Raw genomic sequence first — 23,757 nt, 5'->3', positions numbered from 1 at the left:
CCGGGGGAGGGGTCGGCCTCAGCGCGGTGCGCCCACCAGCTGCGCGACGTGCACGACGAAGGCGCGGCGGCGGTCGCGCGTCTTCTCCCCGCCCCGGGAGGCGAAGGGGGTGAGGTGCCAGATCTCGCAGAGGCCGAGGAGGGCGATGAAGAGGTCGTCGGCGGACCAGCTCGCGTCGACGACGCCGGTGCGCTGCCACTCGAGGACCCGGGCCTCGGGGGCGGGGACCCCGCCGAGCTGCTCGCCGGCCTCCTCCCAGACGCCGGCTCCCTCCAGGCGCGCCCACGTGAGCAGGCGCAGGAACTCCGGGTGCTCCCACACGTGGTCGAACATGCGGCCCGCGAGGTCGGGGAGGTCCGCCGCCTCGGCGAGGAGCGTCTCGTCGAGAGCGCCGAGCGCCTCGACGACGGTCGCGACGAACAGGCCGCGCTTGCCGCCGTAGTAGGCGTAGAGCCGCTCCTTGTTCAGACCCGCGGCCGCGGCCACACGGTCGACCCGGGCGCCCGCGAAGCCGTGGGCGGCGAACTCGACGGAGGCCGCGCGGAGGATCCGCTCGCGTGCGGGCAGCGCCGCATCGGATGTCGGCTCCATGGTTCACCTCCGGGCGCTCGAACGATACACTCTTCTTCGCCCAACCAACTGGTTGGGGTGGTTCGGCCCCGATGACGCGGCTCGGATCCGGACCCGCCGGTCCCGCTCCGCTCCGTGTGAAAGGCCGCCATGCCCTCCCCGTCCGCTCCCTCCTCCGCCCGCCGCTGGTGGGTGCTCGTGATCCTCGCGCTCACGCAGCTCGTCGTCGTGCTCGACGGCACCATCGTCACGATCGCCCTCCCCGCCGCGCAGGCCGACCTCGGCCTCACCGACGTCGAGCGCCAGTGGGTCGTCACCGCCTACGCCCTCGCGTTCGGCGCGCTCCTGCTCCTGGGCGGCCGCATCGCCGACTACACCGGCCGCAAGCGCACCTACCTGATCGGGATGATCGGCTTCGGCGCCGCCTCCGCCTGGGGCGGCCTCGCCACCTCCGGCACCGAGCTGATCGCCGCCCGCGGGCTGCAGGGCGCCTTCGCCGCGCTGCTCGCTCCGGCCGCTTTGGCCCTCCTCACCGTCTCCTTCCCCTCCGGCCGCGAGCGGGGCACGGCCTTCGCCGTCTTCGGAGCGGTCGCCGGAGCGGGCGCCGCCGTCGGCCTCGTGCTGGGCGGGCTGCTCACCGAGTTCGCCGACTGGCGCTGGTGCCTCCTCGTCAACGTCCCCGTCGTCGTAGTCGGCGCGATCGCCGGCCAGCTGCTCGTCACCGAGAGCCGCGCGGAGGGGCGCAACCGCTTCGACGTCGCCGGGACGATCACCGTCGCGCTCGGGCTCGCGAGCGTCGTCTACGGCTTCACCCTCGCCGAGCAGGGCTGGCTCCGCGTCGACACCCTCGGCTTCCTCCTCGTCGGCGTGCTGCTGCTGGCCCTCTTCGTGCGGATCCAGGCCCGCTCCGACCACCCGTCGCTGCCGCTGCGCATCGTCGCCGACCGCGTCCGCGGCGGAGCCTTCCTGGTCCAGGCGATCGTCGGCAGCGTGATGATCGGCTCCACCCTCTACCTGACCCTGCACCTGCAGCTGGTCCTGGGCCTGCCGCCGCTCGAGGCGGGCCTGGCCAATCTGCCGATGACGGTGACGATCATGATCGTCGCCGGAGTCGCCGCCAAGCTGCTGCCGCGCATCGGCCCGCGCGTGCTGATGATCGTCGGCCCGCTGATCGCGGCGGCCGGGCTCCTCTACCTGAGCCGCATCACCCCCGACGGCGGCTACCTCTTAGAGGTGCTGCCCGCGCTGATCCTCCTGGGCGTCGGCATGGCGATGGTCTTCGTGCCGCTGCAGAACCTCGCGCTCACCGGAGTCGCGGCCCACGACGCCGGTGCCGCCGGAGCGACCGCGAACGCCGCCATGCAGATCGGCGGCTCGATCGGGCTGTCGATCTTCACGACCCTCTACGCGGGAGTCGCGGGTGAGCAGCAGTCGCCGGTCGCCTTCGTCGACGGCTACTCCGCGGTCTTCGTCGCGGCCGCGATCGGGCTGGTCGTCGCCTCCGTCGTCGCCGTCGCGATGATCCGGGTGAAGAAGGAGGAGTTCCTCGCTCAGGCTCCGAAGGAGGCCGTCGCCCACCTGGGCTGATCCCGGCCTAGGCTCGGAAGCGCTATGCAGCCACTGACCGAGACCGAGATCCGCGAGTCCTTCGTCAACGCCTCCCGCAAGGAGGTCGCCGATCTCGCGCTGCCGAAGGACTTCGACGCGCTCGACTGGTCGGTCATCGACCATCTCGGGTGGCGCGACCGGAGGATGGGCCGCCGCGCCTACGTCGTCGTGCCGCTGGAGGAGCGCCTCGTCGGGGTCCTGCTCACCCAGGCCGACGCCCTACCGCGCTCGCGGGCGCAGTGCTCGTGGTGCCGCGACGTGCAGCTCCCGAACGACGTCGTCTTCTTCGGGGCGCGGAAGGCCGGAGCGGCCGGGCGGGCGGGGGACTCGCTCGGCACGCTCGTCTGCTCCCGCTTCGAGTGCTCGGAGAATGTGCGGCGGCGCCCGTCGGTGGCCTACATCGGGTTCGACCTCGAGGCGGCGCGGGCGCAGCGGATCGCGACTCTGCGGGCGCGCACCGAGGGCTTCGCGCGCGAGGTGCTCGGCGAGGCGTGACCGCGCTCAGCGGCGCGTGGACGCGCGCACGTGCATCCGCTCGCCCTGGCGGCCGAAGAGGCTGAGGAACTCGACCTGCTGCTCGTCGGCGCGGCCGAACCAGTGCGGCACCCGGGTGTCGAACTCGGCGGCCTCGCCGGCCGGCAGCACCAGATCGTGCTCGCCGAGCCGCAGGCGGAGCCGCCCGCTCAGCACGTAGAGCCACTCGAAGCCCTCGTGCGCGCGCTGCTCCGCCGGCTCCGTCACCGGCCCGGCCGGGAGCGTGTGCTTGAACGCCTGGAGCGCACCCGCGTCGCGGCTGAGCGGCTGGATGAGCATGCCGTTCCGGCGCACCGGCCGGCCGTGCACGCGGGGATCCTCCGGTGCGGCGCCGACGAGCTCGTCGAGCGGCGCCCCGAGGGCGCGGGCGATCGGGAGGAGCAGCTCCAGCGTCGCGCGACGGCCTCCGCTCTCGAGGCGCGAGAGGGTGCTCGCCGAGATGCCGGTCTCGGCCGCGAGGGACGCGAGCGTGCGGTCGCGGCGGGTGCGCAGGCGCCGGAGCCGTGGCCCGACGGCGGCGACGATCTCGTCGTCGGACGGGGCGGGCGGGGTCTCGGGCACGACGCCATCCTGGCACGTGCGGTCGCGCCGCATGCCGGAACGGCACGGATCCTCGCGGCCCGCCCCGGGGCGGCGGACCATCGACCCATGACCTCCACCGACGCCCCCACCGGCCCGTCCGTCCCCGCCCCCGCCGACGTCCTGATCCTCGGCGCCTCCTTCGCCGGCCTCGCCGCTGCCACCGCCCTCGGCCGCAGCCTCCGCGACGTCCTCGTCGTCGACGGCGGACCTCCACGCAACGCACCCTCGCCCGGTGCCCACAACGTGCTGACCCGCGACGGCGTCCCGCCCACGGAGCTGGTGCGCCTGGCGCGCGCCGAGGCCGAGGGCTACGGTGCCCGGGTGGTCGAGGGCGAGGCGGTCCGCGCCTCCGCGGGTGCCGAGGGCGTGACCGCGACCCTCGCCGACGGCACGGTCCTCCGCGCGCGCCGCCTCCTGCTCGCGACCGGCGTCCGCGACCTGCTGCCGGAGATCCCCGGGCTCGGCGCCCGCTGGGGACGGGACGTCCTGCACTGCCCCTACTGCCACGGCTTCGAGGTGCGCGGCCGGCGGATCGGCGTGCTCGGCAGCTCGTTCGCCGGGCACCAGGCGCAGATGTTCCGGCAGCTCAGCGACCGGACGTCGATCCTGCTCCACGGCGCACCCGCGCCCGCCGGCGACGAGGCGGCGGCGCTGGCCGCCCGCGGGATCGCTCTGGTGCCCGGCCGCGTCGAGAAGGTCCTCGTCGAGGACGACCGCCTGGTCGGCGTGGTGATCGACGGTCGGCGGCACGAGCTCGACGCGCTCGTCGTCGGCCCGCGGGTCGAGGGGCGGCTCCCCGAGGGGCTCGGCCTCGAGCTCGCCGACCACCCGTCGGGAGTCGCGCGGCACCTCGCCGTCGATCCGATGGGCCGGACCGGCGTCGCCGGGGTCTTCGCCGCGGGCTCGCTGGTCGAGCCGATGGCGCAAGTCGTCGCCTCGTCCGCCGACGGGCTGCGCGTGGGCGCGGCGATCAACCACGACCTGATCGAGGAGGAGATCGCCGACGCGCTGCAGGCCGCCTGACGCGCGCTCAGCGGCGGCGGTACTCCAGCTCCGGGCGGCCGGGGGAGCCGTAGCGGGGCGCGCGGTCCGCGACTCCGGAGTCGGCGAGGTGCTCGAGGTAGCGGCGGGCCGTCACCCGCGAGATGTCGAGGCGGGTGGCGAGCTCGGCCGCCGAGAGGCCGACGGGGCCCAGCAGTGCGGTGACGGCCTCGAGGGTCTGGGCCGAGAGCCCCTTGGCCAGACCCGGGGCGTTGGAGGTGCGGAGCGCCGCGAAGGCCCCGTCCACCTCGTGCTGGCTGGCGACGTCGGCGCCGTGCATCCGCTCGCGGTACGACCGGTAGCTGGCGAGCTTGGCGGCGAACGCGCTGAAGACGAACGGCTTGATCAGGTACTGCACGATGCCGGCGGCGACGGAGGCGCGCACGTTCGCGGCGTCGCGGACGGCGGTGATCGCGATGACGTCGACGTCCAGGCCCGCCGCCCGGACGGCCCGGCAGAGGTCGAGGCCGCCCATGTCCGGCAGGTTCATGTCGAGCAGGATCAGCGCGATGCCCGGGTCCGCGCGCAGGGCCCGGATCGCCTCCGCGCCGCTGCCGGCGACCGCGGCCACCTCGAAGCCGTCGACCCGCCGGACGTAGTCGGCGTGGGCGCTCGCGGTCAGAGGCTCGTCCTCGACGACGAGCACCCGGATCACGACGCCACCCGCGCGGGCAGCGGCAGCTGCACCGTGAACACCGCGCCGACGTGGCGCGAGACCTCGATCGAGCCGCCGAGCCGCTCCACCACCTGCTGCACCAGCGCCAGGCCGATGCCGCGGCCGAAGCCGTCCGACTCCTTCGTCGAGTAGCCGCGCGCGAAGACGTCTGCGGCGCTCGCGACTCCGGGGCCGCTGTCCGACACCTGCACCACCAGCTCGCCCTCCGCGAGGCCGAGGTAGACCTCCACCCACGGCTCGCGGTCCGGAGCGGAGGAGGCGGCCGCGTCGAGGGCGTTGTCGATCAGATTGCCCAGCACCGTCACGAGGTCCCCGGGCTCCAGCCCCTGCGTGCCGGGCTCGAGGTGCGTCTCGAAGTGCAGCTCGACGCCGCGCTCGCGGGCCTGCGCGGCCTTGCCCAGCAGCAGGGCGGCGATCACCGGCTCCTGCACGGAGCCGAGGACCCGGTCGGCCAGGCGCTGGCTGAGGTTCAGCTCGCCGGCGGCGAACGCGAGCGCCTCGTCGGGCCGGCCGAGCTCGATCAGCGACGCGATGGTGTGCAGGCGGTTCGAGAACTCGTGGGTCTGCGAGCGCAGCGCGTCCGAGAGGGTGCGCAGCGACTCCAGCTCGCCGCTCACCCGCTGCAGCTCGGTGCGGTCCCGGAGCGTGACGACCGTGCCCAGGGGGCGGGCGCCGGGGGAGGCGGCGGGCCGCTCGTTCACCACGAGGATCCGCTCGCGGGCCACGACCAGGCGGTCCGAGACGGGCTCGTCGTCCTGCAGCAGCTCGCGCAGGGCGTCGGGGAGGTCGAGCTCGGCGACCGGCACCGGCGTCCGCACGCCCTCGAGTCCGAGCAGCTCCAGCGCGTGGTCGTTGGCGAGCACCAGCCGGCCGCGATCGTCGACCAGCAGCAGCCCCTCCCGCACCGAGTGCAGGACGGACTCGTAGTAGGCGAAGACCTGGCTCATCTGCTCCGGGCCCCGCCCGCCCGTGACGCGGCGCAGGTAGCGGGCGAGGAGCCACGAGCCGAGGGCGCCGAGCGCGACCGCCCCGAGCGCGCCCCACGCGACGACCTGCACGCGGGCGGCGAAGGAGGCGTCCACGGCCGAGAGCGTGACGCCCGCCGACACGAGCGCGACGACCGCGCCGTCGGCGTCCTCGATCGGCGCGACGGCGCGGACGGAGGGCCCGAGCGTGCCGGTGTACGTCTCGGTGAAGGTCCGCCCCTCCAGCGCGGGCTCGATCGTGCCCTGGAACGGCAGGCCGATCCGGTCGCGGTCGCGGTGGGTGTACCGGGTGCGGTCGGGGGCCATGATCGTGAGGAAGTCGACGCCGGTGTCCCGCATGACCTCCTCGGCGTACGGCTGCAGGCTCGCGGAGGGATCCGCACCGGCCGTCGACTCGAGGACGAACGGATTGTCGGCCACCGTCCGCGCCACGACGAGGCTCCGCTGGGCCGCCTCGTCGCCCGCTCGGCTCCGCGCGTCGAGGGCGAGCACCGCGACGGCCGCCGCGGCGATCAGCAGGATGCTCAGCAGCTGCACGGCGAACAGGCGCGCGGCGATGCTGCCGCGCGGTCCGCGTGCGCTCGGCGTCCTGACCATGCCACTCCCTCGTGAGCGAGCGCTCTGGGCGCCCCGCCGTGAACAGTATGAACGCAACCGTGCCGGGCTCCGGAGGCGGGGCCACCATCGTCCTACCCCCTCACCTCGACGAAGAGAAGGACACCCCCATGGCGAAGACGCCTCAGACGCCGTCCGACCGGCTGATCCCCGCGGTCACCCCTCCGAAGACCCGGCGGCGCATCGACCGGAACCACTGGCTCTACATCGCCGTCATCATCGCCGTGGTCGCCGGCGTCGTGGTCGGACTCGTCGCTCCCGCCTTCGCGGCGACGCTCGAGCCCGTCGGCAAGGCCTTCGTCGGACTGATCAAGATGATGATCGCGCCGATCATCTTCTGCACCATCGTCATCGGCATCGGCTCCATCGCGAAGGCCGCCACGGTCGGCAAGGTCGGCGGACTCGCGCTGGGCTACTTCATCGTGATGTCGACCTTCGCCCTGGCGATCGGCCTCGTCGTCGGCAACATCCTGCACCCGGGCGAGGGCCTCGACATCTCGAGCGCCACCTACGACACCAGCGACCTCAAGGCCGAGAGCACCAGCGACTTCGTCCTCGGGATCATCCCCGTCTCGCTGTTCTCCTCGCTCGTGGACGGCAGCATCCTGCAGACCCTCTTCGTCGCGCTGCTCGTCGGCTTCGCGCTGCAGAAGATGGGCGCCAAGGGCCAGCCGATCCTCGGAGCGATCAAGCAGCTCCAGGTCCTGGTCTTCCGCATCCTCTCGATGGTGCTCTGGGTCGCCCCGATCGGCGCGTTCGGCGCCATCGCCGCGGTCGTCGGCAAGACCGGCTGGGGAGCGGTCGTCGCTCTCGCCACCCTGATGATCGGCTTCTACATCACCTGCGCGATCTTCGTGGTCGTCGTCCTCGGCCTGCTGCTGCGCCTGGTGACCGGCGTCAGCATCTTCTCGCTGATGAAGTACCTGGCCCGCGAGTACCTGCTCATCGTCGGCACCTCCTCCTCGGAGGCGGCGCTGCCCCGCCTGATCGCGAAGATGGAGCACCTCGGCGTCTCCAAGCCCGTCGTCGGCATCACCGTGCCCACCGGCTACTCCTTCAACCTCGACGGCACGGCGATCTACCTCACGATGGCGTCGCTGTTCATCGCCTCGGCCACCGGAGCGCCGATGTCGATCCCGGAGCAGATCGGCCTCCTCCTCTTCATGATGATCGCCTCGAAGGGCGCCGCGGGCGTCACCGGAGCGGGCCTGGCCACGCTGGCCGGCGGCCTCCAGTCCTTCCGCCCCGACCTGGTCAACGGCGTCGGCGTGATCGTCGGCATCGACCGCTTCATGTCCGAGGCCCGCGCGGTCACCAACTTCACCGGCAACGCGGTCGCCACCCTTCTCGTGGGCACCTGGACCAAGCAGATCGACATGGTGCAGGTCCGCGAGGTCCTCGGCGGGCGCTCGCCCTTCGACGAGACCACGCTCGGAGCGGACGAGCACGAGGCCCCCGCGTCGGGCACCTCGATCACCGAGGGGATCGCCTCGATCCAGGACTCCGACCAGGCGTCGCGGATGCGTGCGGAGATCGCGGCCAAGCGCTAGCCGATCCGATCGCGAAGGCCCCGCCTCCCGGAACCGGTCCGGGAGGCGGGGCCTCCGTCGTACGCGGGTCAGTGCCTCCGCACCCCGAGCAGAGGCAGGGTCACCGAGCAGAGCGGCCCGATCAGCACCGCGAAGAGGAGGGTGCCGAGGCCGGCGTCGCCGCCGAGGGCCCAGCCGATGAGCAGCACCGTGAGCTCGACGCCCGAGCGCGCCACCCAGATCGGCAGGCCCGTGCGGGTGTGCAAGCCCAGCATCAGTCCGTCGCGGGGCCCCGGACCGAGGTGGGCGCCGATGTAGATCCCGCTCGCGACCGCCAGAAGCACGAGGCCTCCGGCGAAGAGCAGGCCGCGTGCCCACCACTCCTCCGGCGTCGCCAGCACGCGCAGCCCGACATCGATCATCGTGCCGACCACGAGCACGTTCAGCACGGTGCCGAGACCGGGCCGCTGTCGGAGGGGGATCCACAGCAGCAGGACGAGCAGGCCGATCACGTTCGTGAGCAGTCCGATCCCGAGCCCGGTCTGGTGCGCGACCCCCTGGGCGAAGACGGTCCACGGGTCCACGCCGATCGCCGCGCGGATCATCATCGCGTCGGCGAATCCGTAGAGGATCAGGCCCACCAGCAGGCGCGGCACGGGTCGGAGGCGCCACTGGCCAGCCGGGGGAGCGGCGGCGGCGACGGGAGCGGTGAGCGTCATGGACTCATCACAGCGCGACATTGGCCTTCTTCGCGCGGTCCAATCCGGCTACCTTGGACGCATGGCTGATGTCCACTTCGGCGCGCGCGCCCTGCAGACCCTCCTCGGCGACTGGCGCGAGCAGCGCGGCACCCGGCCCGCCTACCTCGCTCTGGCCGACCGGATCCGCCTCCTCGGGATCGACGGCCGCATCCCCGCGGGCAGCCGCCTGCCCGCCGAGCGCGAGCTCTCGGCCCGCCTCGGCGTCAGCCGCACGACCGTGGCCGCCGCGTACCGTGAGCTGCGCGACAGCGGCTATCTCGTCAGCGTGCGCGGCTCCGGCAGCGTCACCCGCCTGCCGGGAGCGGCCGTGCACGCGGTGCCCTCGCTCGCGCCGGACTTCCTCGACTTCACCAAGGCGGCCCTGCCCGCCGTCCCCGAGCTGGCCGAGGCGTACACTCGCGCGGCGCAGGCGGCCCCCGAGCACTTCGACTCCGGCTCCTACGACACGGTCGGCCTGCCGGTGCTGCGCCGCGCGATCGCCGAGCGCTACACCGCGCGGGGTCTGCGCACCGAGCCCGGCCAGATCATGGTGACCATCGGCGCGCAGCACGCGATCGCGCTCGTCGCCCGCACCCTGCTCGCGCGGGGCGACCGGGCGCTGATCGAGGCCCCGACCTACCCGCACGCCTACGAGGCCCTCCGGCTGGCCGGCGCGCGGCTCGTGCCGGTGAACGTCGACGGGGCGGACGGCTGGGACGGAGAGGGCCTGATCGCCGCGCTGCGCGGCACGAGCCCGAGCCTGGCCTACCTGATGCCCGACTTCCACAACCCGACGGGCCGCTCCATGGCCCCCGAGCTGCGGGAGCGGGCGATCGCCGCCGCGGCCCGGCAGGGCACGCTGATCATCGCCGACGAGACGACGGCCGAGCTCGACATCGACCGGCGGATGACGCCGCTGCCGTTCGCCGCCTACGGGCCCGAGGGGACGGTGCTCTCGATCGGCTCCGTCGGCAAGACGCTGTGGGGCGGCATCCGGATCGGCTGGATCCGCGCCGAGCGGGCGGTGATCCGCAAGCTGGCGCTGGCGCGCTCGGCGAGCGACCTCGGCACGCCGATCCTGGAGCAGCTCCTGGTCGCGGACATGCTCGGCCGGATGGACGGCGTGCTGGAGCTGCGGCGCTCGCAGCTGCGCGCCGGCCGCGACCACCTCGAGGCGGCCCTGGCGCGCGCGATCCCGGAGTGGAGCGTGCCGCGGGTCTCGGGCGGCCTCTCCACCTGGGTGGGCCTGGGCCGGCCGGCGAGCTCGCAGCTGGCGCTCGCCGCCCGGACGGCGGGCCTGCTGATCACCGCGGGCCCGCGCTTCGGGATCGACGGCGCCTTCGAGCGCTTCCTCCGCATCCCGATCGGCTACTCGCCCGAGGCGACCGACCGGGCCGTGGAGGCGCTCGCGACGGCCTGGGCGCAGGTCGCCCGGCACCCGGCGGCCGACCCGGGGTACCTCGCCGACGTGGTCTGAGGTGGAGTACCCGCCGGGCGTGTGAGATCGTTCTCTCATGAGCGACGGGTACGGCTACCTGCTGGTCCACTTCATGGAGGACCGGACCGGCCACAGCGAGAAGATCTTCCTCTCGCTCAGCCGGGGCGACGATCCGCTGCGCTGGCGAGCGCTCGGGCCGGTGCTGGAGTGGACCGGCGGCACGGGCGGCGTCCGCGACCCCCACATCGTCCGCGCGCCGCGGGGCTTCCACCTCGTCGCCACCGATCTCCGCGTCTGGCGGCCCGAGGGCCCGGACCGGGACCTCTACCGGCACCGGGGGAGCCGCGACCTCGTGGTCTGGGACTCCCCGGACCTCCTCGAGTGGTCCGAGCCGCGCGCGGTCGCCGTCGCTCCCGAGGGCGCGGGCATGGCCTGGGCGCCGGAGTCGGTCTACGACCCGGTCTCGGGCGACTTCCTCGTGCACTGGTCCTCCGGCCTGGCCGAGGACGGCGACCCCGCCACCGGCGAGACGGGCGACAGCCGCATCCTGATGTCCCGCACGCGCGACTTCCGCACGTTCACCGAGCCCGAGACCTACCTGCGGCTGCCCGGCGGAGTGATCGACATGACGCTGCTGATCGAGGGCACGGCCGTCCACCGCTTCGCCAAGCAGCACGACGAGGCCCCCGACACGATGCAGGTGTTCCAGCAGGTCGGCTCCTCCCTCCTCGCGGACGACTTCGCCACCGTCGCCCGGGGGATCGGGCAGGAGCTCGGCCCGAGCATCGAGGGGCCGCTGGTCTTCCGGCACCACCACGAGGAGCGCTGGTCGCTCTGGGTCGACCAGTACGCCCTCCGCCCCTACGGCTACCGCGCCTACACGAGCACCGACCCGGCCTCGGGCCGCTGGGAGCTCGCGGAGGAGTTCGACCTGCCCGAGGACACCAAGCACGGAGCGGTCCTCCCGCTCACCCGATCCGAGTACACGGCGCTCGACGAGCGCCACCCCGCCTGAGAGGCCCCGCATGACCGACTTCAGCCCCCGTCTCGCCGACGCCCTCGTCACCGTCCTCGGTGCCGACGGCGCTCCGCTCGCCCACGCCGACGTGACGGTCGAGCAGCGCCGCCACGCCTTCGCCTTCGGCTGCACCCCTCCGAGCACCGACCCCGCGCGCGCCGAGGAGCGCCGGCTCTGGCTCGACCTGTTCGACACGGCGACGCTCCCCGTCTACTGGGGCCGCTTCGAGCCGGAGCGCGGCCGCACCGCGACGGAGGAGGTGCTCGCCGAGGCGCGCGCGCTCGCCGCGGACGGCGTCCGGCTGAAGGGGCACCCGCTGGTCTGGCACTACGTGAAGCCGGAGTGGCTCGACGCGCTGCCGCTGGACGAGGCCGAGCAGCTCCTCCGCGCGCGCATCCGCCGGGAGGTGGGCGCCTTCGCCGGGCTGATCGACACCTGGGACGCGATCAACGAGGTCGTCATCATGCCGCGCTTCGCGAACGAGCCGGACGGCGTGACGAACGCCGTCACCCGCCTCGCCCGCGAGAAGGGACGCGTCGGCATGGTCGAGCTGGCCTTCTCGGAGGCGCGCAGCCTCGGCACCGGACCGGTGCTCGTGCTGAACGACTTCGACCTCGGGCCCGAGTACGAGCGGCTGATCGAGGACGTGCTCGAGGCCGGGATCCGGCCCGACGCGATCGGCCTGCAGTCGCACATGCACCAGGGGTTCCGCGGGGAGGAGCAGATCACGGCGATCTGCGACAGGTTCGCGCGCTTCGGCCTGCCGCTGCACTGGACCGAGACCACCCTCGTCTCGGGCGAGCTGATGCCCGCCGAGATCGAGGACCTCAACGACCACGTGGTCGAGGACTGGCCGACCACCCCGGAGGGGGAGGCGCGGCAGGCGGACGAGATGGTGCGGCACTACGAGACGCTGGTCGCGCATCCGGCGGTCGAGGCGATCACCTACTGGGGCTTCGACGACGCCGGCGCCTGGCTCGGAGCGCCGGGCGGGTTCCTCCGCCGCGACGGGAGCCCGAAGCCGGCCTACGAGGCGCTGCGCTCGCGGATCCGCGGGGACTGGTGGCTCGAGCCGACGGTGCTCCGGACGGACGCCGAGGGGCGCGTCGGCGTCCGGGCCTTCGCCGGGGACTTCGCGCTCTCGAGCGCCGGGGCGGGCGCTGCAGTGAGCCTCCCCGTCGGGTCGTCGACGGCTGAGGTCCGCCTGGGCTGAGGGCGTCCGGGGCCGGCCGGTGGCGCCGGTCGCCCCGTCGCACGCCCCGGAACGCCGCGTCCCTCCCAACACTCAGTCGGCTGATGGAAGACTCGGAGGGTGCATCTCCTCGCGGTCCTCAGCATGAAGAACCGGGCGCTCATCGCGCTCGTCACTGTCGTCATCGCCGTCTTCGGCGGAGTCGCCCTGACCGGGCTCAAGCAGGAGCTCGCGCCGTCGATCTCCTTCCCGCAGCTCGCCGTCGTCACGTCCTACCCGGGCGCCGCTCCGGAGGTGGTCAACGACGACGTCTCGACGCCGATCGAGACCGCCATCCAGGGGGTGCCGGGGCTCGAGACGACCAGCGCGACGTCCTCCACGGACTCCTCCCTCATCTCGGCGTCCTTCACCTACGGCACCGACCTCGCCACCGCCGAGCAGAAGATCCTGCAGGCGATCAACCGGATCAAGAGCACGCTCCCGGACGGCGTCGACCCGCAGGTGGTCACCGGCTCCCTCGACGACCTGCCGGTGCTGCAGCTCGCCGTGTCGAGCGACGGCGACGCGGACGCGCTGGCCGAGCGCCTGCGCACCACGGTCATCCCGGACCTGGAGAAGGTCGAGGGCGTGCGCGAGGCGGCGCTCGTCGGCGAGACCGCCCAGCGCGTCACGATCACCCCGGACGACGCGGCGCTCGCCGCGGCCGGCCTCTCGACCGGCGACATCCGCTCGGCCCTGCAGCAGAACGGCGTGCTCGTCGCGGGCGGACAGATCACCCAGGACGGGTCGACCTTCTCGGTGCAGTCGGGCGTCAAGCTCGACTCGACCGACGCGATCGCGGCGCTGCCGCTGCTGCCGTCCGCAGGTGCCTCCGCGGGTGCGGGCGGCGCCGGTGCGTCAGCGGGCGCGGGTGCCTCCGCGGGTGCCGGGGCTTCCGCCGGCGGCTCCGAGGCCGGAGCGGCGGCGGGAGTCGCGGCCGTGACCGCAGAGCCGACCGTCACCACCCTCGGCTCCGTCGCGACCGTCGCCGTCACCGACGCCCCCGTCACCTCGATCTCGCGCGTCAACGGCCAGCCCGCCCTGACCCTCTCGATCACCAAGCTCCCGGCCGCGAACACCGTCGACGTGTCGACCGGCGTGGCCGCGCTGCTCCCGGACCTCGAGGAGTCGATCGGCGACAACGCCGCCTTCACCCCGGTCTTCGACCAGGCGCCCTACATCCAGGAGTCGATCGCGTCGCTCGCGCAGGAGGGGGCGCTCGGCCTCGTCTTCGCCGTGCTGGTGATCCTGCTGTTCCTGCTCTCGGTGCGCTCGACCCTGGTCACGGCCATCTCGATCCCGACCTCGGTGCTGATCACGTTCATCGGCCTGCAGACGGCCGGCTACACCCTCAACATCCTGACCCTCGGCGCGCTCACCATCGCGATCGGCCGTGTGGTCGACGACTCCATCGTCGTGATCGAGAACATCAAGCGGCACCTCGACGCGGGTGAGGACCGGGCCCGGACCATCGCGGTCGCCGTCCGCGAGGTCGCCGGCGCGATCACCGCCTCCACGATCACCACGGTCGCGGTGTTCCTGCCGATCTCGTTCGTCGGCGGCACCACGGGCGAGCTGTTCCGGCCCTTCGCGCTGACCGTGTCGATCGCCCTGCTCGCCTCACTCGTGGTGGCGCTGACGATCGTGCCGGTGCTCGCCTACTGGTTCCTCCGCCCCTCGAAGCGACCGGCGGTGCGCCAGGCCGCGCAGGCGGCGCTCGCGGAGGAGCGCGCGGCGGCCGGAGGGGCACCCGCCTCGGGGGTCCCGGCCGACACCGCCGCGCCGGTCGAGGAGGCCCCGCACCACGGCGCCCACGCCGCTCCCCGGCGGGCGCGCGGGCTGCAGTCGGTGTACGGCCCGATCATCCACTGGACGCTGAAGCACTCGGTCGTCACCGTCCTCCTCGCGCTGCTCGTGCTCGTCGGGACCGGTGCGCTGTACCCGCTGATGAAGACGAACTTCCTCGGCTCCAGCGGGCAGGACACCTTCACCGTCACCCAGACGGTCCCCGTCGGCCAGAGCCTCGACGCGCAGGACGCGACGGCGCAGCAGGCGAGCACGGCGATCCTCGGCGTCGACGGAGTCGAGACCGTCCAGCTCACCGTCGGCTCCTCCGGCGGCCTGCAGAGCGCGTTCGGCGGGGGAGGCGGCGGCGGCACCTCGATCCGCTACTCCGTCACCACCGATGAGTCGGCCGACCAGGAGGCCGTGCAGGCGGACGTCCGCGACGCGCTGTCGGGCGTCGCCTCGGCCGAGGACATCAGCGTCGCCGCCTCCTCCGGCTTCGGCGCCTCCTCGGACATCGAGGTCGACCTCTCGACCGCCTCGCAGAGCGACCTCCAGAGCGCGAGCGACCAGCTCCTCGAGGCCCTGCGCGGGACCGACGGGATCAGCCAGGCCGAGAGCAACCTCTCCTCCTCGCTGCCCTACATCGCGGTGCGGGTCGACCGCGACGCCGCGGCCCGGGCGGGTCTCAGCGAGGTCGCCGTGGGCACGATCGTCAGCCAGGCGCTCCAGCCCAGCCAGGTCGGCAGCGTCGTGATCGACGACCGCACCCTCTCGATCTACCTGGCCGACGGGCAGCCGCCGGCCACCGTGGACGAGCTGCGGAACCTCGAGGTGCCGACCCTCACCGGCACCGTCGCGCTCTCCACCCTCGCGGCGGTCGAGCAGACGGACGGTCCGGCGAGCATCACCACCGAGCGCGGGCAGCGCACCGCGACCATCACCGTCACCCCGGAGGGCGACGACCTCGCCTCGGCCAACGTCGCCGTGCAGAACGCGATCGACGCGACGGCGCTTCCGGCCGGTGTCGACGCCTCCCTCGGCGGAGTGACCGCCGACCAGGCCGACGCGTTCTCGCAGCTGGGCATCGCGCTGCTGGTCGCGATCCTGATCGTCTACGTCGTGATGGTGGCGACGTTCCGCTCGCTCCTGCAGCCGCTGCTCCTGCTCGTGTCCGTGCCGTTCGCGGCGACCGGCGCGATCCTCCTGCAGGTGATCACCGGCGTGCCGCTGGGCGTGCCGTCCCTGATCGGCGTGCTGATGCTGATCGGCATCGTCGTCACCAACGCGATCGTGCTCGTGGACCTGGTGAACCAGTACCGCGATCGCGGGATGCCGGTGCGGGAGGCGCTGCTGCACGGCACCGAGCGGCGGCTCCGGCCCATCCTGATGACAGCCCTCGCGACGATCTTCGCCCTCCTGCCGATGGCGCTGGGGATCACGGGCCACGGCGGCTTCATCTCGCAGCCGCTGGCGATCGTCGTGATCGGCGGCCTGGTGTCCTCGACGGTGCTGACCCTCGTGGTCCTGCCCGTCGTCTACAACCTGGTCGAGGGGTATCGTGAGCGGCGGCGTGCCGCCCGCGCCGGGAAGGCGTCGGCATGACGGACATCAGGGATGCGGCCGAGACGGTCGGCTCGCGCTGGCGCAGCGGCCCGGAGCGCGCCACCGCGGTCCTCGACGAGATCGGTCCGGAGCGCTTCGTCGCCCGCGACTTCCGCCCGGGCACGCTCCGGCACCTCGTCCTGATCCGCTTCCGCCCGACGGCGCTGGTCGCCGAGGCGGACGAGGTCACCCGCCGCTTCCTCGCCCTGGCCGACGAGTGCGTCCGCGACGGACGGCCCTACATCGAGTCGATCGAGACCGGGCCGCAGCTGAGCATCGAGGGTGCGGGCGAGGGCTTCGACCGCGCGTTCCTGCTGACCTTCTCCTCCGAGGGCGACCTGCACTACTACCTGGGCCGGCCGGCCGTCGAGGACCCCGCGCACTGGGATCCGGCGCACGACGCGTTCAAGGAGTTCGTCGGGCCGTTCGTCGACACGGCCGGCATCGTCGCGTTCGACTTCCGACCCGAAGCGCACTGATGGCGACTCCCGAGTTCGTGCTGCGGCTGCGCGACCGGATCGGGACCGAGCTGCTCTGGCTCACCGGCGTGACCGCGGTGATCCTCCGCGAGGAGCCGGCGCTCGAGGTCCTGCTCGTCCGGCGCGCCGACACCGGCGCCTGGACGGCCGTCACCGGGATCATCGATCCGGGCGAGACCGTCGCCGGCACCGCCCGCCGCGAGGCGCAGGAGGAGGCGGGCGTCGAGATCGAGGTCGAGCGCCTCGTGCAGGTGCACACCCTCCCGCCGATGCAGTACCCCAACGGGGACCGCTCGCAGTACCTCGACCACGTGGTGCGCTGCCGCTGGATCTCGGGGGAGGCCCACGTCGCGGACGACGAGTCGACCGAGGTCGGCTGGTTCGCGCCCGACGCGCTGCCGCCGATGTCGGACGAGCACCGCGCGCGGATCGAGCGTGCGCTGTCGGACGAGCCGGGCTGCTCGATCGACTGACGGCGGGGGTGCGCGCCGGACGAGGGCGGGGCCGCCTCCCGGGAGCGGCACTCGGATCGGAGCGGGCGTCCTGCCGTGTCGGCCTCCGACCGGACGGGCCCTCGGGCCGGGCTCCTCGGACCAGGCTCGCCTCGGAGCGGGCGCTGCTCAGACCGGACGCGCGAAGCAGAGCACCGCGTCGTCGCCGACGTGGGCTCCGAAGCCGTCGATCGCCGTGAAGCCGAGCGCCCCGGCCGCTGGGGCGAGCTCCGGAGCGGCGGCCAGGCGCAGCGTGCGGATCCGCTGCACCCGCGCCCACGACTCCGCCGCCGCGACGAGCCGTCGGGCGACTCCCGTGCGCCGGTGGACGGAGGCGACCACGAGCTCCAGCACCTCGGCGAAGTCGTCCGGGCCGGGAGCGAGCACCAGCACGCCGGACGCCGCCCCGTCGATCCGGGCGACCAGGACGCGGGCGTGCGGGGGCGGGACCGCGGCGAGGAGGCCCTCCGCTCCGGCTGCGTCCTCGAGGCGGACGACGACTCCGCTCACGAGCCCAGGTGGGCGCGGAGGAACTCGACGACCCGAGCACGCAGAGCGTCGTCGAGCAGCGCGATCGAGTGCAGCGAGCCGGGAAGGACGAGGAGGTCGACGCTCGAGCCCGCTCCGCGCAGCGCCTCGGCGAAGCGGGTCGACTGGCTGAGCGCGACCCGTTCGTGCGCCGCGTGCGCGATGAGGAACGGCGGCTCGGAGCCGTCCACCTGCGCGAGGGGCGAGGCGGCGGTCGCAGCGGCGCAGGAGGCGAGGTCCGCGCAGTCGAGGTAGCTGCGCACGGCGGCCGCGACTCCGACCACCGGGTCGTCGTCGGCGAGGCCGGCGGCGCTGAGATCGGAGGGACCGCTCAGGTCGACCACGGCGGCCAGGCGCGACGAGGTCGACGGCAGCGTGCCGAGCAGAGAGGCGAGGTTGCCGCCGGCCGAGCCGCCGAAGGCCGCCACCCGCTCCGGATCGATGCCGAAGCGCGCGGTCTGCTCCGGCTCGAGCAGCCAGTCGAGGGCGGCCGTCACATCGTCGAGCTGCGCGGGGAACACGGCGGCGGGCGCGAGGCGGTAGTCGACCGAGACGGCGACGAACCCCTCCGATCCGAGCCACTGGCAGATCGGGCGCCAGTTCGCGTCGGCCTTGCCTCCACGGGCCCAGCTGCCGCCGTGCACGACGAGGACGGCGGGCCGCGGCTCCGCCGACGGGGCAGGGGAGGAGCAGACGTCGACGCTCTGCCCGGTGCTCGCGTCGTAGACGACGTCGGCCGTCACGCTCACGCCGGACCAGTCGGGTGCGGGTGCCGCTCCGAGCGCCTGCGCCACCGGCTCCGAGACGGGAGTGGTGCTCGCGCAGCCCGAGAGGAGGAGTGCGAGGGCGGCCAGGACCGCGGCGACGCGTCGAGGGGATCGGGTGGGCTCGCGCATGAGTGCGATCAGCGTACGGGGTGCCCGGCGCCCCGGATGCGGCACCCCCGCGATCAGGGGGTGCCGGGCTCGCGCTGCAGACGGACCAGGACGACCCCCGCGAGGATCAGCGCGCCGCCGCCGAACTGGATCGGCGCGGGCAGCTCGCCGAGGATCAGCCACGCGGCCGCGATCGAGAACAGCACCTCCGTCAGGCCGACGAAGGAGGCGATCCGCGTGCCGAGACGGCGTCCGCCCTCGATCCCGAGCAGATACGCCAGCACCGTCGACATGCCGAGGATCACGCCCGCGGGGAGGAGCCAGCTGACCTCCGCTCCGACGAACACCACCTCTCCGAAGGTCGCGCGCAGCGGTGTGACGCCGAGCGCCCCGAGTGCCAGCAGGATCGCGGCGCCGACCGTCATCGCCCCCGCCGTGAGCGCGATCGGCGGCAGCTCCGGATCCACCCGGCCGGCGATGACGTAGTAGACGCACAGGCCGAGCGAGGCGGTCAGCGCCCAGGCGATGCCGACCAGCTCGGGGGTCGACTCGCCGGACAGGTCGAGCACGAGCACCAGGCCGCCGAGCGCGAGAGCGGAGCCGGCGAGGGTGAAGCGGCCGGGGTGCCGGCGGGTGCGCGCCCAGGCGAGGAGGACGAGGAACACCGGCGCGAGGTACTCGATCAGCAGGGCGACGCCGACCGACATGTGCTCGATCGCGCTGTAGAAGCAGAGCTGCGCGGCGATCACGGCGAAGACTCCGTAGAGGGCGATCGTGCCGAGGTTGCGGCGGAGCACGGGCCAGCGGCCGCGGAGGGACAGGACCGCCGGGATCGCGAGGATCAGGGCGGCGCCGCCCGCGCGCCAGAGGACCGCGGACGCCGGCGTCCAGCCCGCCTCGAGGAGCGGCTTCACGAACGGCCCGCCCAGACCGAACGCCGCCGACGCGGCCAGCGCCGCGACGAGGCCGGAGCCGAGGCGCCGTGCAGGCGCGGGCGCGCTCGCGGCGGGGAGGGTGACGGCAGCAGTGCTCTCGGCGGTCATGGCCGGCTCCTTCAGGAGTCAAAAGGATTACACTCGTGACAGCGAGCTGATCGCACACTACTGAGCCGCACTGTCAGGAGTCAACATGGTGTTCGCCTATGACGTCGAGGCGTCGCTCACCTCCACCGCCACCCTCGTCAACACGCTCCCCGAGCTGTCGCCGTCCGGCGAGGACGAGATGGCGACGAGCGAGCAGCTGGACGACTTCCTCCTCGAGAACCGGTACACGGGCAGCCGCGACGGATCGGCCGAGGAGCTGGAGGCCGTGCGGGCGATCCGCTCCTCCCTCCGCACCCTCTGGCTCACGCGGGCCGAGGAGGACCTCGTCCCCGTCGTCAACGGGATGCTCGACTCCGGCCGCGCGCTCCCGCAGCTGGTCCGGCACGGACCCTACGGCTGGCACCTCCACGCGACGCGCGACGAGAGCCCGCTCGCCACGCGCATCCTGGTCGAGGCCGCCATGGCGTTCGTCGACGTGATCCGCGGCGACGAGCGCGAGCGGATCCGCGTCTGCGCGGCGGAGGACTGCGAGGCGGTGCTCGTGGACTTCTCCCGCAACCGCTCGAAGCGCTACTGCGACACGGGCAACTGCGGCAATCGCGCGAACGTGGCCGCGTACCGGGCCCGGCGGGCGTCGCAGTAGCGGACGGGCGGTCGTTGCGCGCGGGCGCGCGTCGATCGTGCTGCGGCTCGGGGCCGGGGGGCTGTATGCGGGGCGACTCCGCGGGGGACCGGTTGCGGAGGTGCGCGACTCCCGGGCTTCGCGGCTCCCGACCTGAGCGGCTCCTGGCCGCACGTCTCCCCGCCCTAGCCAGGCTCCGGGGCCGCGTGTAGACTCGCTCGGTCGGCTCTTGACACCGTGCGTTCGCGTGCGGATGGGTTTGTTAGTCAAGTGGGCCGAGTCTCCGACAGTCGTCGTGAGACGAATCACATGTGTGAATCGGCCCCGGTCAATGACTCGCCCGGGTTCTCCCCCTGCTGCCCCGCAGCAGTCCAGCGCACGGACGCCCCTCACGACGGGGCTCCTCCGGCGTCGCCTCCTCGCGCACGACCTGAACCCAGGAAGAACTGCCATGCCCAAGAACAAGAAGCCCGCCGGCGGACGTCCGGCCAAGAACTTCGAGCCCAACCGCTTCGGCGCCTCGAGCGGCAAGTCCCAGCTCGGCGGCCGCTCGCGCTTCCCCGGCGCCAAGCCGGGCTCGCGCAGCGAGGGCCACCGCGGATTCCGCGCCGTCGACGAGAACGCCCCCAAGAAGGCGCGCTGGAACGCCGACGAGCGCGCCGAGCGGGCCACCGAGCGCGCCGATCGGCCCGCCCGCGGGAACGACCGCGACGAGCGGCCCTCGCGCGGCTACGACCGCGTCGCGCGTCCGGCGCGCTCGAACGACCGTGACGAGCGTCCGGCCCGTTCCTACGGGCGCGATGAGCGTCCTGCGCGTTCCTTCGACCGGAGCGACCGCCCGGCCCGTTCCTTCGACCGCGATGCGCGTCCGGCCCGCTCGAACGATCGCGACGATCGTCCGGCGCGTTCCTACGGGCGCGATGAGCGTCCGGCGCGTTCCTTCGACCGGAGCGACCGCCCGGCCCGTTCCTTCGACCGTGACGCGCGTCCGGCCCGCTCGAACGATCGCGACGAGCGTCCGGCCCGTTCCTACGGGCGCGACGAGCGTCCGGCGCGTTCCTTCGACCGGAGCGACCGCCCGGCCCGTTCCTTCGACCGCGATGCGCGTCCGGCCCGCTCGAACGACCGCGACGATCGTCCGACCCGCTCCTACGGACGCGACGACCGGCCCGCCCGCACCGGCGACCGCGACGAGCGCCCCTCGCGCGGCTACGACCGCACCGAGCGTCCCGCCCGCTCGTTCGACCGCAGCGACCGTCCGGCCCGCTCCTTCGACCGGGACGCGCGTCCCTCGCGCGGCCACGACCGCGGCGACCGCCCGACCCGCTCGTTCGACCGCGACTCCCGGCCCTCGCGCCGCGACTCCGGCTCGGACTTCTACCCCAGCCGCGACGCCCGTGCGCCGCACCAGGCCGACGACGTCGTGCTCGAGCGCCTCGAGGCGACGGCCACTCTCGCCGTCGACGTCGAGGGCGTCACCTTCGGCGACCTCGGCCTGGGCGGGAACATCGTCCGGATGCTGACCGAGCTCGGAGCGGCCGCGCCGTTCCCGATCCAGGCCGCGACCATCCCCGAGGTGCTCGCCGGCAAGGACGTCCTCGGACGCGGCAAGACCGGCTCCGGCAAGACCATCGCCTTCGGCGCCCCCGTCGTCGAGCGGCTGATGGAGAACAACGGAGCGAAGGGCCGCAAGCCGGGCCGCGCTCCGCGGGCGCTCATCCTCGCGCCGACCCGCGAGCTCGCCATGCAGATCGACCGGACGATCCAGCCGATCGCCCGCTCCGTCGGCCTGTTCACGACGACCATCTACGGCGGCGTCCCCCAGTACAAGCAGGTCGGAGCCCTCCAGCGCGGAGTCGACATCGTCATCGCGACGCCGGGCCGCCTCGAGGACCTCGTCGAGCAGGGCCGCCTCGACCTCTCCAACATCACCATCACGGTGCTCGACGAGGCCGACCACATGTGCGACCTCGGCTTCCTCGAGCCCGTGCAGCGCATCCTCCGCCAGACCGCCGACGGCGGCCAGCGGCTGCTGTTCTCGGCCACGCTCGACAAGGGCGTCGCGACGCTCGTGGACGAGTTCCTGGTCGAGCCGAGCGTCCACGAGGTCGCCGGCGAGGACCAGGCGTCCTCGACCATCGACCACCGCGTGCTCCTGATCGAGCACCGCGACAAGGCCGAGATCATCGAGCAGCTCGCCGCCCGCCAGGGCAAGACGCTGATCTTCGCCCGGACCCGCGCGTTCGCGGAGCAGCTCGCGGAGCAGCTCGACCACGCGGACATCCCCGCGACGAGCCTCCACGGCGACCTCAACCAGTCGCGCCGCACCCGCAACCTCGCACTGCTCACCAGCGGACGCGTGGACGTGCTGGTCGCGACCGACGTGGCCGCGCGCGGCATCCACGTCGACGACATCGACCTGGTGATCCAGGCCGACGCTCCCGACGAGTACAAGACGTACCTCCACCGCTCCGGCCGCACCGGCCGCGCGGGCAAGACGGGCACGGTCGTGACGCTCATCACGCGCAACCGCCGCCGCCGCATGGAGGAGCTGCTCGACCGGGCCGAGATCGAGGCCGAGATGATCGAGGCCCGCCCCGGCGACCGCGTCCTGCGCGAGATCAGCGCCCCGGCCGAGTAGCCGCCGACCGCACGACACGAGGCGCGGACCCCCTGCATCGGGGTCCGCGCCTCGTGTCGTTCGTGGTGAGTGCTGTGGTGCGGAGTGACGGCGAGTGCCGGGTCGTGGTGACCCTCCGACTCCGCGCTGCGCAGGGCTCCTCGCTGTACGGCTTCCCGTGGGGCGGCGCTGCGTTGCGCGACTCTGTGCTGGACGACTCTGTGCTGGACGACTCTGCAGTGCCCGGCTTCGCGGAGGGCTTCTGCACGCACGAACGCCGAAGGGCGGACACCGCGAGGTGCCCGCCCTTCGGCGTGTTCACCGGCCGGAGCCGGTGAGGGGAATCAGCTGGCCGGGGGGGTCAGCACGGTGTCGATGAGGTAGACGGTCGCGTTGGCGGTCTGGACGCCACCGCAGATGACGGACGCGTCGTTGACCTTCAGGTCGTCGCCGGAACCGGTGACGGTGAGGTTGCCACCCTGGACGGTGGCGTGGTCGCCGGCGATCGCGTCAGGGGCGATCTGGCCGGGGACGACGTGGTAGGTCAGGATCGAGGAAAGCGTCGCGGCGCCCTCGGGGGTCTTGAGGGAGTCGACGGTCGCGGCGTCGAGCTTGGCGAACGCGTCGTCGACCGGGGCGAAGACGGTGAACTCGCCGCTGTTCAGCGTGTCGACGAGGTTGACGTCGGGGTTGAGGCCACCGGAGACCGCAGCGGTCAGGGTGGTGAGCAGCGGGTTGTTCGACGCGGCGGTCGCGACGGGGTCGAGCGACATGCCCTCGACCGAGCCGGCGCCGTCCGGGACCTGCTCGGCGTACGCGGCACAGCCGGGACCGACGAGGTTCGCGGCCGGGTCCATGGTCGCCATGGGGGTCGAGGAGGCGGAAGCCGACGAGGTGGCCATCGGGGTCGACATCTCGGTCGCCGCGTCGCTGGCGGCGGTGGTCGAGCCGCTTCCGCTCGAGCAGGCGGTGAGGCCGAGGGCGGCGGTGCCCAGCAGGGCGAATGCGGCGAGGGCGGAACGCTTGGTGGATCGCATGGGATTACTCCTTCGTGAGACGGCCCCCACGTGATGCGGAGGACCTGTTCTGTGTGGACCGTTTCGCGGCCGTTGACATGTGTTCGGAGCCCTCCCTGCGGGGG

21 protein-coding genes are annotated in these 23,757 nt (G+C 73.5%); 12 read left to right on the top strand and 9 right to left on the bottom strand.

All coding sequences use genetic code 11. The features are described 5' to 3' along the window. Nucleotides 1–18: 18 nt before the first annotated feature. Nucleotides 19–591, bottom strand: a complete 573-nt coding sequence (locus C5C69_RS07780) for a TetR family transcriptional regulator (protein ID WP_104233110.1) — start codon at nt 589–591, stop codon at nt 19–21. A gap of 129 nt (nt 592–720) precedes the next feature. On the opposite strand from C5C69_RS07780, the gene C5C69_RS07775 reads away from it, so the two are divergent. Then, complete coding sequence (locus C5C69_RS07775) at nt 721–2,157, top strand: MFS transporter (RefSeq protein ID WP_104222849.1); 1,437 nt, start codon at nt 721–723, stop codon at nt 2,155–2,157. Nucleotides 2,158–2,181: 24 nt separating this feature from the next. Further along, nucleotides 2,182–2,673: an FBP domain-containing protein gene (locus C5C69_RS07770; RefSeq protein WP_104233111.1), complete on the top strand. Its 492-nt coding sequence runs from the start codon at nt 2,182–2,184 to the stop codon at nt 2,671–2,673. A gap of 6 nt (nt 2,674–2,679) precedes the next feature. On the opposite strand, the gene C5C69_RS07765 is transcribed toward C5C69_RS07770, so the two are convergent. Then, a complete protein-coding gene (locus C5C69_RS07765) occupies nt 2,680–3,273 on the bottom strand; it encodes a helix-turn-helix domain-containing protein (RefSeq protein WP_104283164.1) in 594 nt (197 codons plus the stop codon). Nucleotides 3,274–3,360: 87 nt separating this feature from the next. Between C5C69_RS07765 and C5C69_RS07760 the strand changes: the two genes are divergently transcribed. Next, nucleotides 3,361–4,317, top strand: coding sequence for an NAD(P)/FAD-dependent oxidoreductase (locus C5C69_RS07760; protein ID WP_104257669.1), 957 nt, complete (start codon nt 3,361–3,363; stop codon nt 4,315–4,317). Between the two features lie 7 nt (nt 4,318–4,324). On the opposite strand, the gene C5C69_RS07755 is transcribed toward C5C69_RS07760, so the two are convergent. Next, nucleotides 4,325–4,990, bottom strand: a complete 666-nt coding sequence (locus C5C69_RS07755) for a response regulator (protein ID WP_104223809.1) — start codon at nt 4,988–4,990, stop codon at nt 4,325–4,327. Further along, nucleotides 4,987–6,594, bottom strand: coding sequence for a sensor histidine kinase (locus tag C5C69_RS07750; protein WP_104257668.1), 1,608 nt, complete (start codon nt 6,592–6,594; stop codon nt 4,987–4,989). Before C5C69_RS07750 ends, C5C69_RS07755 begins: the two co-directional genes overlap by 4 nt. 128 nt (nt 6,595–6,722) lie before the next feature. Between C5C69_RS07750 and C5C69_RS07745 the strand changes: the two genes are divergently transcribed. After that, on the top strand, nt 6,723–8,162 hold the full coding sequence (locus tag C5C69_RS07745; protein WP_104257667.1) for a cation:dicarboxylate symporter family transporter: 1,440 nt from the start codon (nt 6,723–6,725) through the stop codon (nt 8,160–8,162). A 68-nt stretch (nt 8,163–8,230) separates the two neighbouring features. Here the strand turns inward: C5C69_RS07745 and C5C69_RS07740 are convergent, their stop codons facing one another. Next, nucleotides 8,231–8,860: a YitT family protein gene (locus tag C5C69_RS07740; protein WP_374953113.1), complete on the bottom strand. Its 630-nt coding sequence runs from the start codon at nt 8,858–8,860 to the stop codon at nt 8,231–8,233. 61 nt (nt 8,861–8,921) lie between these two features. Between C5C69_RS07740 and C5C69_RS07735 the strand changes: the two genes are divergently transcribed. The 6 genes from C5C69_RS07735 to C5C69_RS07710 all read left to right on the top strand — a co-directional run bounded on the left by C5C69_RS07735 (nt 8,922) and on the right by C5C69_RS07710 (nt 16,910). Further along, nucleotides 8,922–10,358 carry a PLP-dependent aminotransferase family protein gene (locus tag C5C69_RS07735; protein WP_104257666.1) on the top strand — a complete coding sequence of 479 codons (1,437 nt, stop codon included), beginning with the start codon at nt 8,922–8,924 and terminating at the stop codon, nt 10,356–10,358. A 37-nt stretch (nt 10,359–10,395) separates the two neighbouring features. After that, complete coding sequence (locus tag C5C69_RS07730; RefSeq protein ID WP_104257665.1) at nt 10,396–11,334, top strand: glycoside hydrolase family 43 protein; 939 nt, start codon at nt 10,396–10,398, stop codon at nt 11,332–11,334. 10 nt (nt 11,335–11,344) lie between these two features. Beyond that, complete coding sequence (locus C5C69_RS07725) at nt 11,345–12,550, top strand: endo-1,4-beta-xylanase (RefSeq protein WP_104246897.1); 1,206 nt, start codon at nt 11,345–11,347, stop codon at nt 12,548–12,550. Nucleotides 12,551–12,649: 99 nt separating this feature from the next. Continuing rightward, on the top strand, nt 12,650–15,958 hold the full coding sequence (locus tag C5C69_RS07720; protein WP_104246896.1) for an efflux RND transporter permease subunit: 3,309 nt from the start codon (nt 12,650–12,652) through the stop codon (nt 15,956–15,958). Beyond that, nucleotides 15,955–16,437, top strand: a complete 483-nt coding sequence (locus C5C69_RS07715; RefSeq protein ID WP_104223816.1) for a Dabb family protein — start codon at nt 15,955–15,957, stop codon at nt 16,435–16,437. The genes C5C69_RS07720 and C5C69_RS07715 overlap by 4 nt, the downstream gene beginning before the upstream one ends. Further along, nucleotides 16,437–16,910 (top strand): NUDIX domain-containing protein, encoded by a 474-nt coding sequence (locus tag C5C69_RS07710; RefSeq protein WP_104233119.1) that lies wholly within the window; start codon nt 16,437–16,439, stop codon nt 16,908–16,910. The genes C5C69_RS07715 and C5C69_RS07710 overlap by 1 nt, the downstream gene beginning before the upstream one ends. 147 nt (nt 16,911–17,057) lie before the next feature. On the opposite strand, the gene C5C69_RS07705 is transcribed toward C5C69_RS07710, so the two are convergent. From C5C69_RS07705 to C5C69_RS07695, 3 genes are read right to left on the bottom strand one after another with little or no spacing between them, the layout of a single operon-like run. Further along, complete coding sequence (locus C5C69_RS07705) at nt 17,058–17,438, bottom strand: GNAT family N-acetyltransferase (protein WP_104246893.1); 381 nt, start codon at nt 17,436–17,438, stop codon at nt 17,058–17,060. Next, a complete protein-coding gene (locus C5C69_RS07700) occupies nt 17,435–18,352 on the bottom strand; it encodes an alpha/beta hydrolase (protein WP_104257664.1) in 918 nt (305 codons plus the stop codon). The genes C5C69_RS07705 and C5C69_RS07700 overlap by 4 nt, the downstream gene beginning before the upstream one ends. A gap of 53 nt (nt 18,353–18,405) precedes the next feature. Beyond that, nucleotides 18,406–19,374 (bottom strand): DMT family transporter, encoded by a 969-nt coding sequence (locus C5C69_RS07695; protein WP_104257663.1) that lies wholly within the window; start codon nt 19,372–19,374, stop codon nt 18,406–18,408. 85 nt (nt 19,375–19,459) lie between these two features. Here C5C69_RS07695 and C5C69_RS07690 point away from each other — a divergent pair, with 85 nt between their 5' ends. Together C5C69_RS07690 and C5C69_RS07685 are read left to right on the top strand one after the other, a co-directional pair. After that, nucleotides 19,460–20,017, top strand: coding sequence for a CGNR zinc finger domain-containing protein (locus C5C69_RS07690; protein WP_104257662.1), 558 nt, complete (start codon nt 19,460–19,462; stop codon nt 20,015–20,017). Between the two features lie 430 nt (nt 20,018–20,447). Further along, nucleotides 20,448–22,637 carry a DEAD/DEAH box helicase gene (locus tag C5C69_RS07685; RefSeq protein WP_104257661.1) on the top strand — a complete coding sequence of 730 codons (2,190 nt, stop codon included), beginning with the start codon at nt 20,448–20,450 and terminating at the stop codon, nt 22,635–22,637. A gap of 323 nt (nt 22,638–22,960) precedes the next feature. Here the strand turns inward: C5C69_RS07685 and C5C69_RS07675 are convergent, their stop codons facing one another. Continuing rightward, nucleotides 22,961–23,653, bottom strand: a complete 693-nt coding sequence (locus C5C69_RS07675) for a fasciclin domain-containing protein (protein WP_104223824.1) — start codon at nt 23,651–23,653, stop codon at nt 22,961–22,963. Between the last annotated feature and the right edge of the window lie 104 nt (nt 23,654–23,757).

The organism is Rathayibacter sp. AY1C7 (genome assembly GCF_002931865.1).
Taxonomy (GTDB): domain Bacteria; phylum Actinomycetota; class Actinomycetes; order Actinomycetales; family Microbacteriaceae; genus Rathayibacter.
The sequence above is the reverse complement of the archived record's forward strand: the minus strand, read 5'-3'. Positions and strand labels throughout refer to the sequence as shown.

Bases quoted from the DNA above. Each gene is read 5' to 3' on its own strand.
- C5C69_RS07725 (WP_104246897.1), top strand. From the start codon at position 11,345: ATGACCGACTTCAGCCCCCGTCTCGCCGACGCCCTCGTCACCGTCCTC.
- C5C69_RS07750 (WP_104257668.1), bottom strand. From the start codon at position 6,594: ATGGTCAGGACGCCGAGCGCACGCGGACCGCGCGGCAGCATCGCCGCG.
- C5C69_RS07735 (WP_104257666.1), top strand. From the start codon at position 8,922: ATGGCTGATGTCCACTTCGGCGCGCGCGCCCTGCAGACCCTCCTCGGC.
- C5C69_RS07690 (WP_104257662.1), top strand. From the start codon at position 19,460: ATGGTGTTCGCCTATGACGTCGAGGCGTCGCTCACCTCCACCGCCACC.
- C5C69_RS07740 (WP_374953113.1), bottom strand. From the start codon at position 8,860: ATGACGCTCACCGCTCCCGTCGCCGCCGCCGCTCCCCCGGCTGGCCAG.
- C5C69_RS07685 (WP_104257661.1), top strand. From the start codon at position 20,448: ATGCCCAAGAACAAGAAGCCCGCCGGCGGACGTCCGGCCAAGAACTTC.
- C5C69_RS07700 (WP_104257664.1), bottom strand. From the start codon at position 18,352: ATGCGCGAGCCCACCCGATCCCCTCGACGCGTCGCCGCGGTCCTGGCC.
- C5C69_RS07770 (WP_104233111.1), top strand. From the start codon at position 2,182: ATGCAGCCACTGACCGAGACCGAGATCCGCGAGTCCTTCGTCAACGCC.
- C5C69_RS07780 (WP_104233110.1), bottom strand. From the start codon at position 591: ATGGAGCCGACATCCGATGCGGCGCTGCCCGCACGCGAGCGGATCCTC.
- C5C69_RS07760 (WP_104257669.1), top strand. From the start codon at position 3,361: ATGACCTCCACCGACGCCCCCACCGGCCCGTCCGTCCCCGCCCCCGCC.
- C5C69_RS07715 (WP_104223816.1), top strand. From the start codon at position 15,955: ATGACGGACATCAGGGATGCGGCCGAGACGGTCGGCTCGCGCTGGCGC.
- C5C69_RS07675 (WP_104223824.1), bottom strand. From the start codon at position 23,653: ATGCGATCCACCAAGCGTTCCGCCCTCGCCGCATTCGCCCTGCTGGGC.
- C5C69_RS07710 (WP_104233119.1), top strand. From the start codon at position 16,437: ATGGCGACTCCCGAGTTCGTGCTGCGGCTGCGCGACCGGATCGGGACC.
- C5C69_RS07775 (WP_104222849.1), top strand. From the start codon at position 721: ATGCCCTCCCCGTCCGCTCCCTCCTCCGCCCGCCGCTGGTGGGTGCTC.
- C5C69_RS07730 (WP_104257665.1), top strand. From the start codon at position 10,396: ATGAGCGACGGGTACGGCTACCTGCTGGTCCACTTCATGGAGGACCGG.
- C5C69_RS07695 (WP_104257663.1), bottom strand. From the start codon at position 19,374: ATGACCGCCGAGAGCACTGCTGCCGTCACCCTCCCCGCCGCGAGCGCG.
- C5C69_RS07745 (WP_104257667.1), top strand. From the start codon at position 6,723: ATGGCGAAGACGCCTCAGACGCCGTCCGACCGGCTGATCCCCGCGGTC.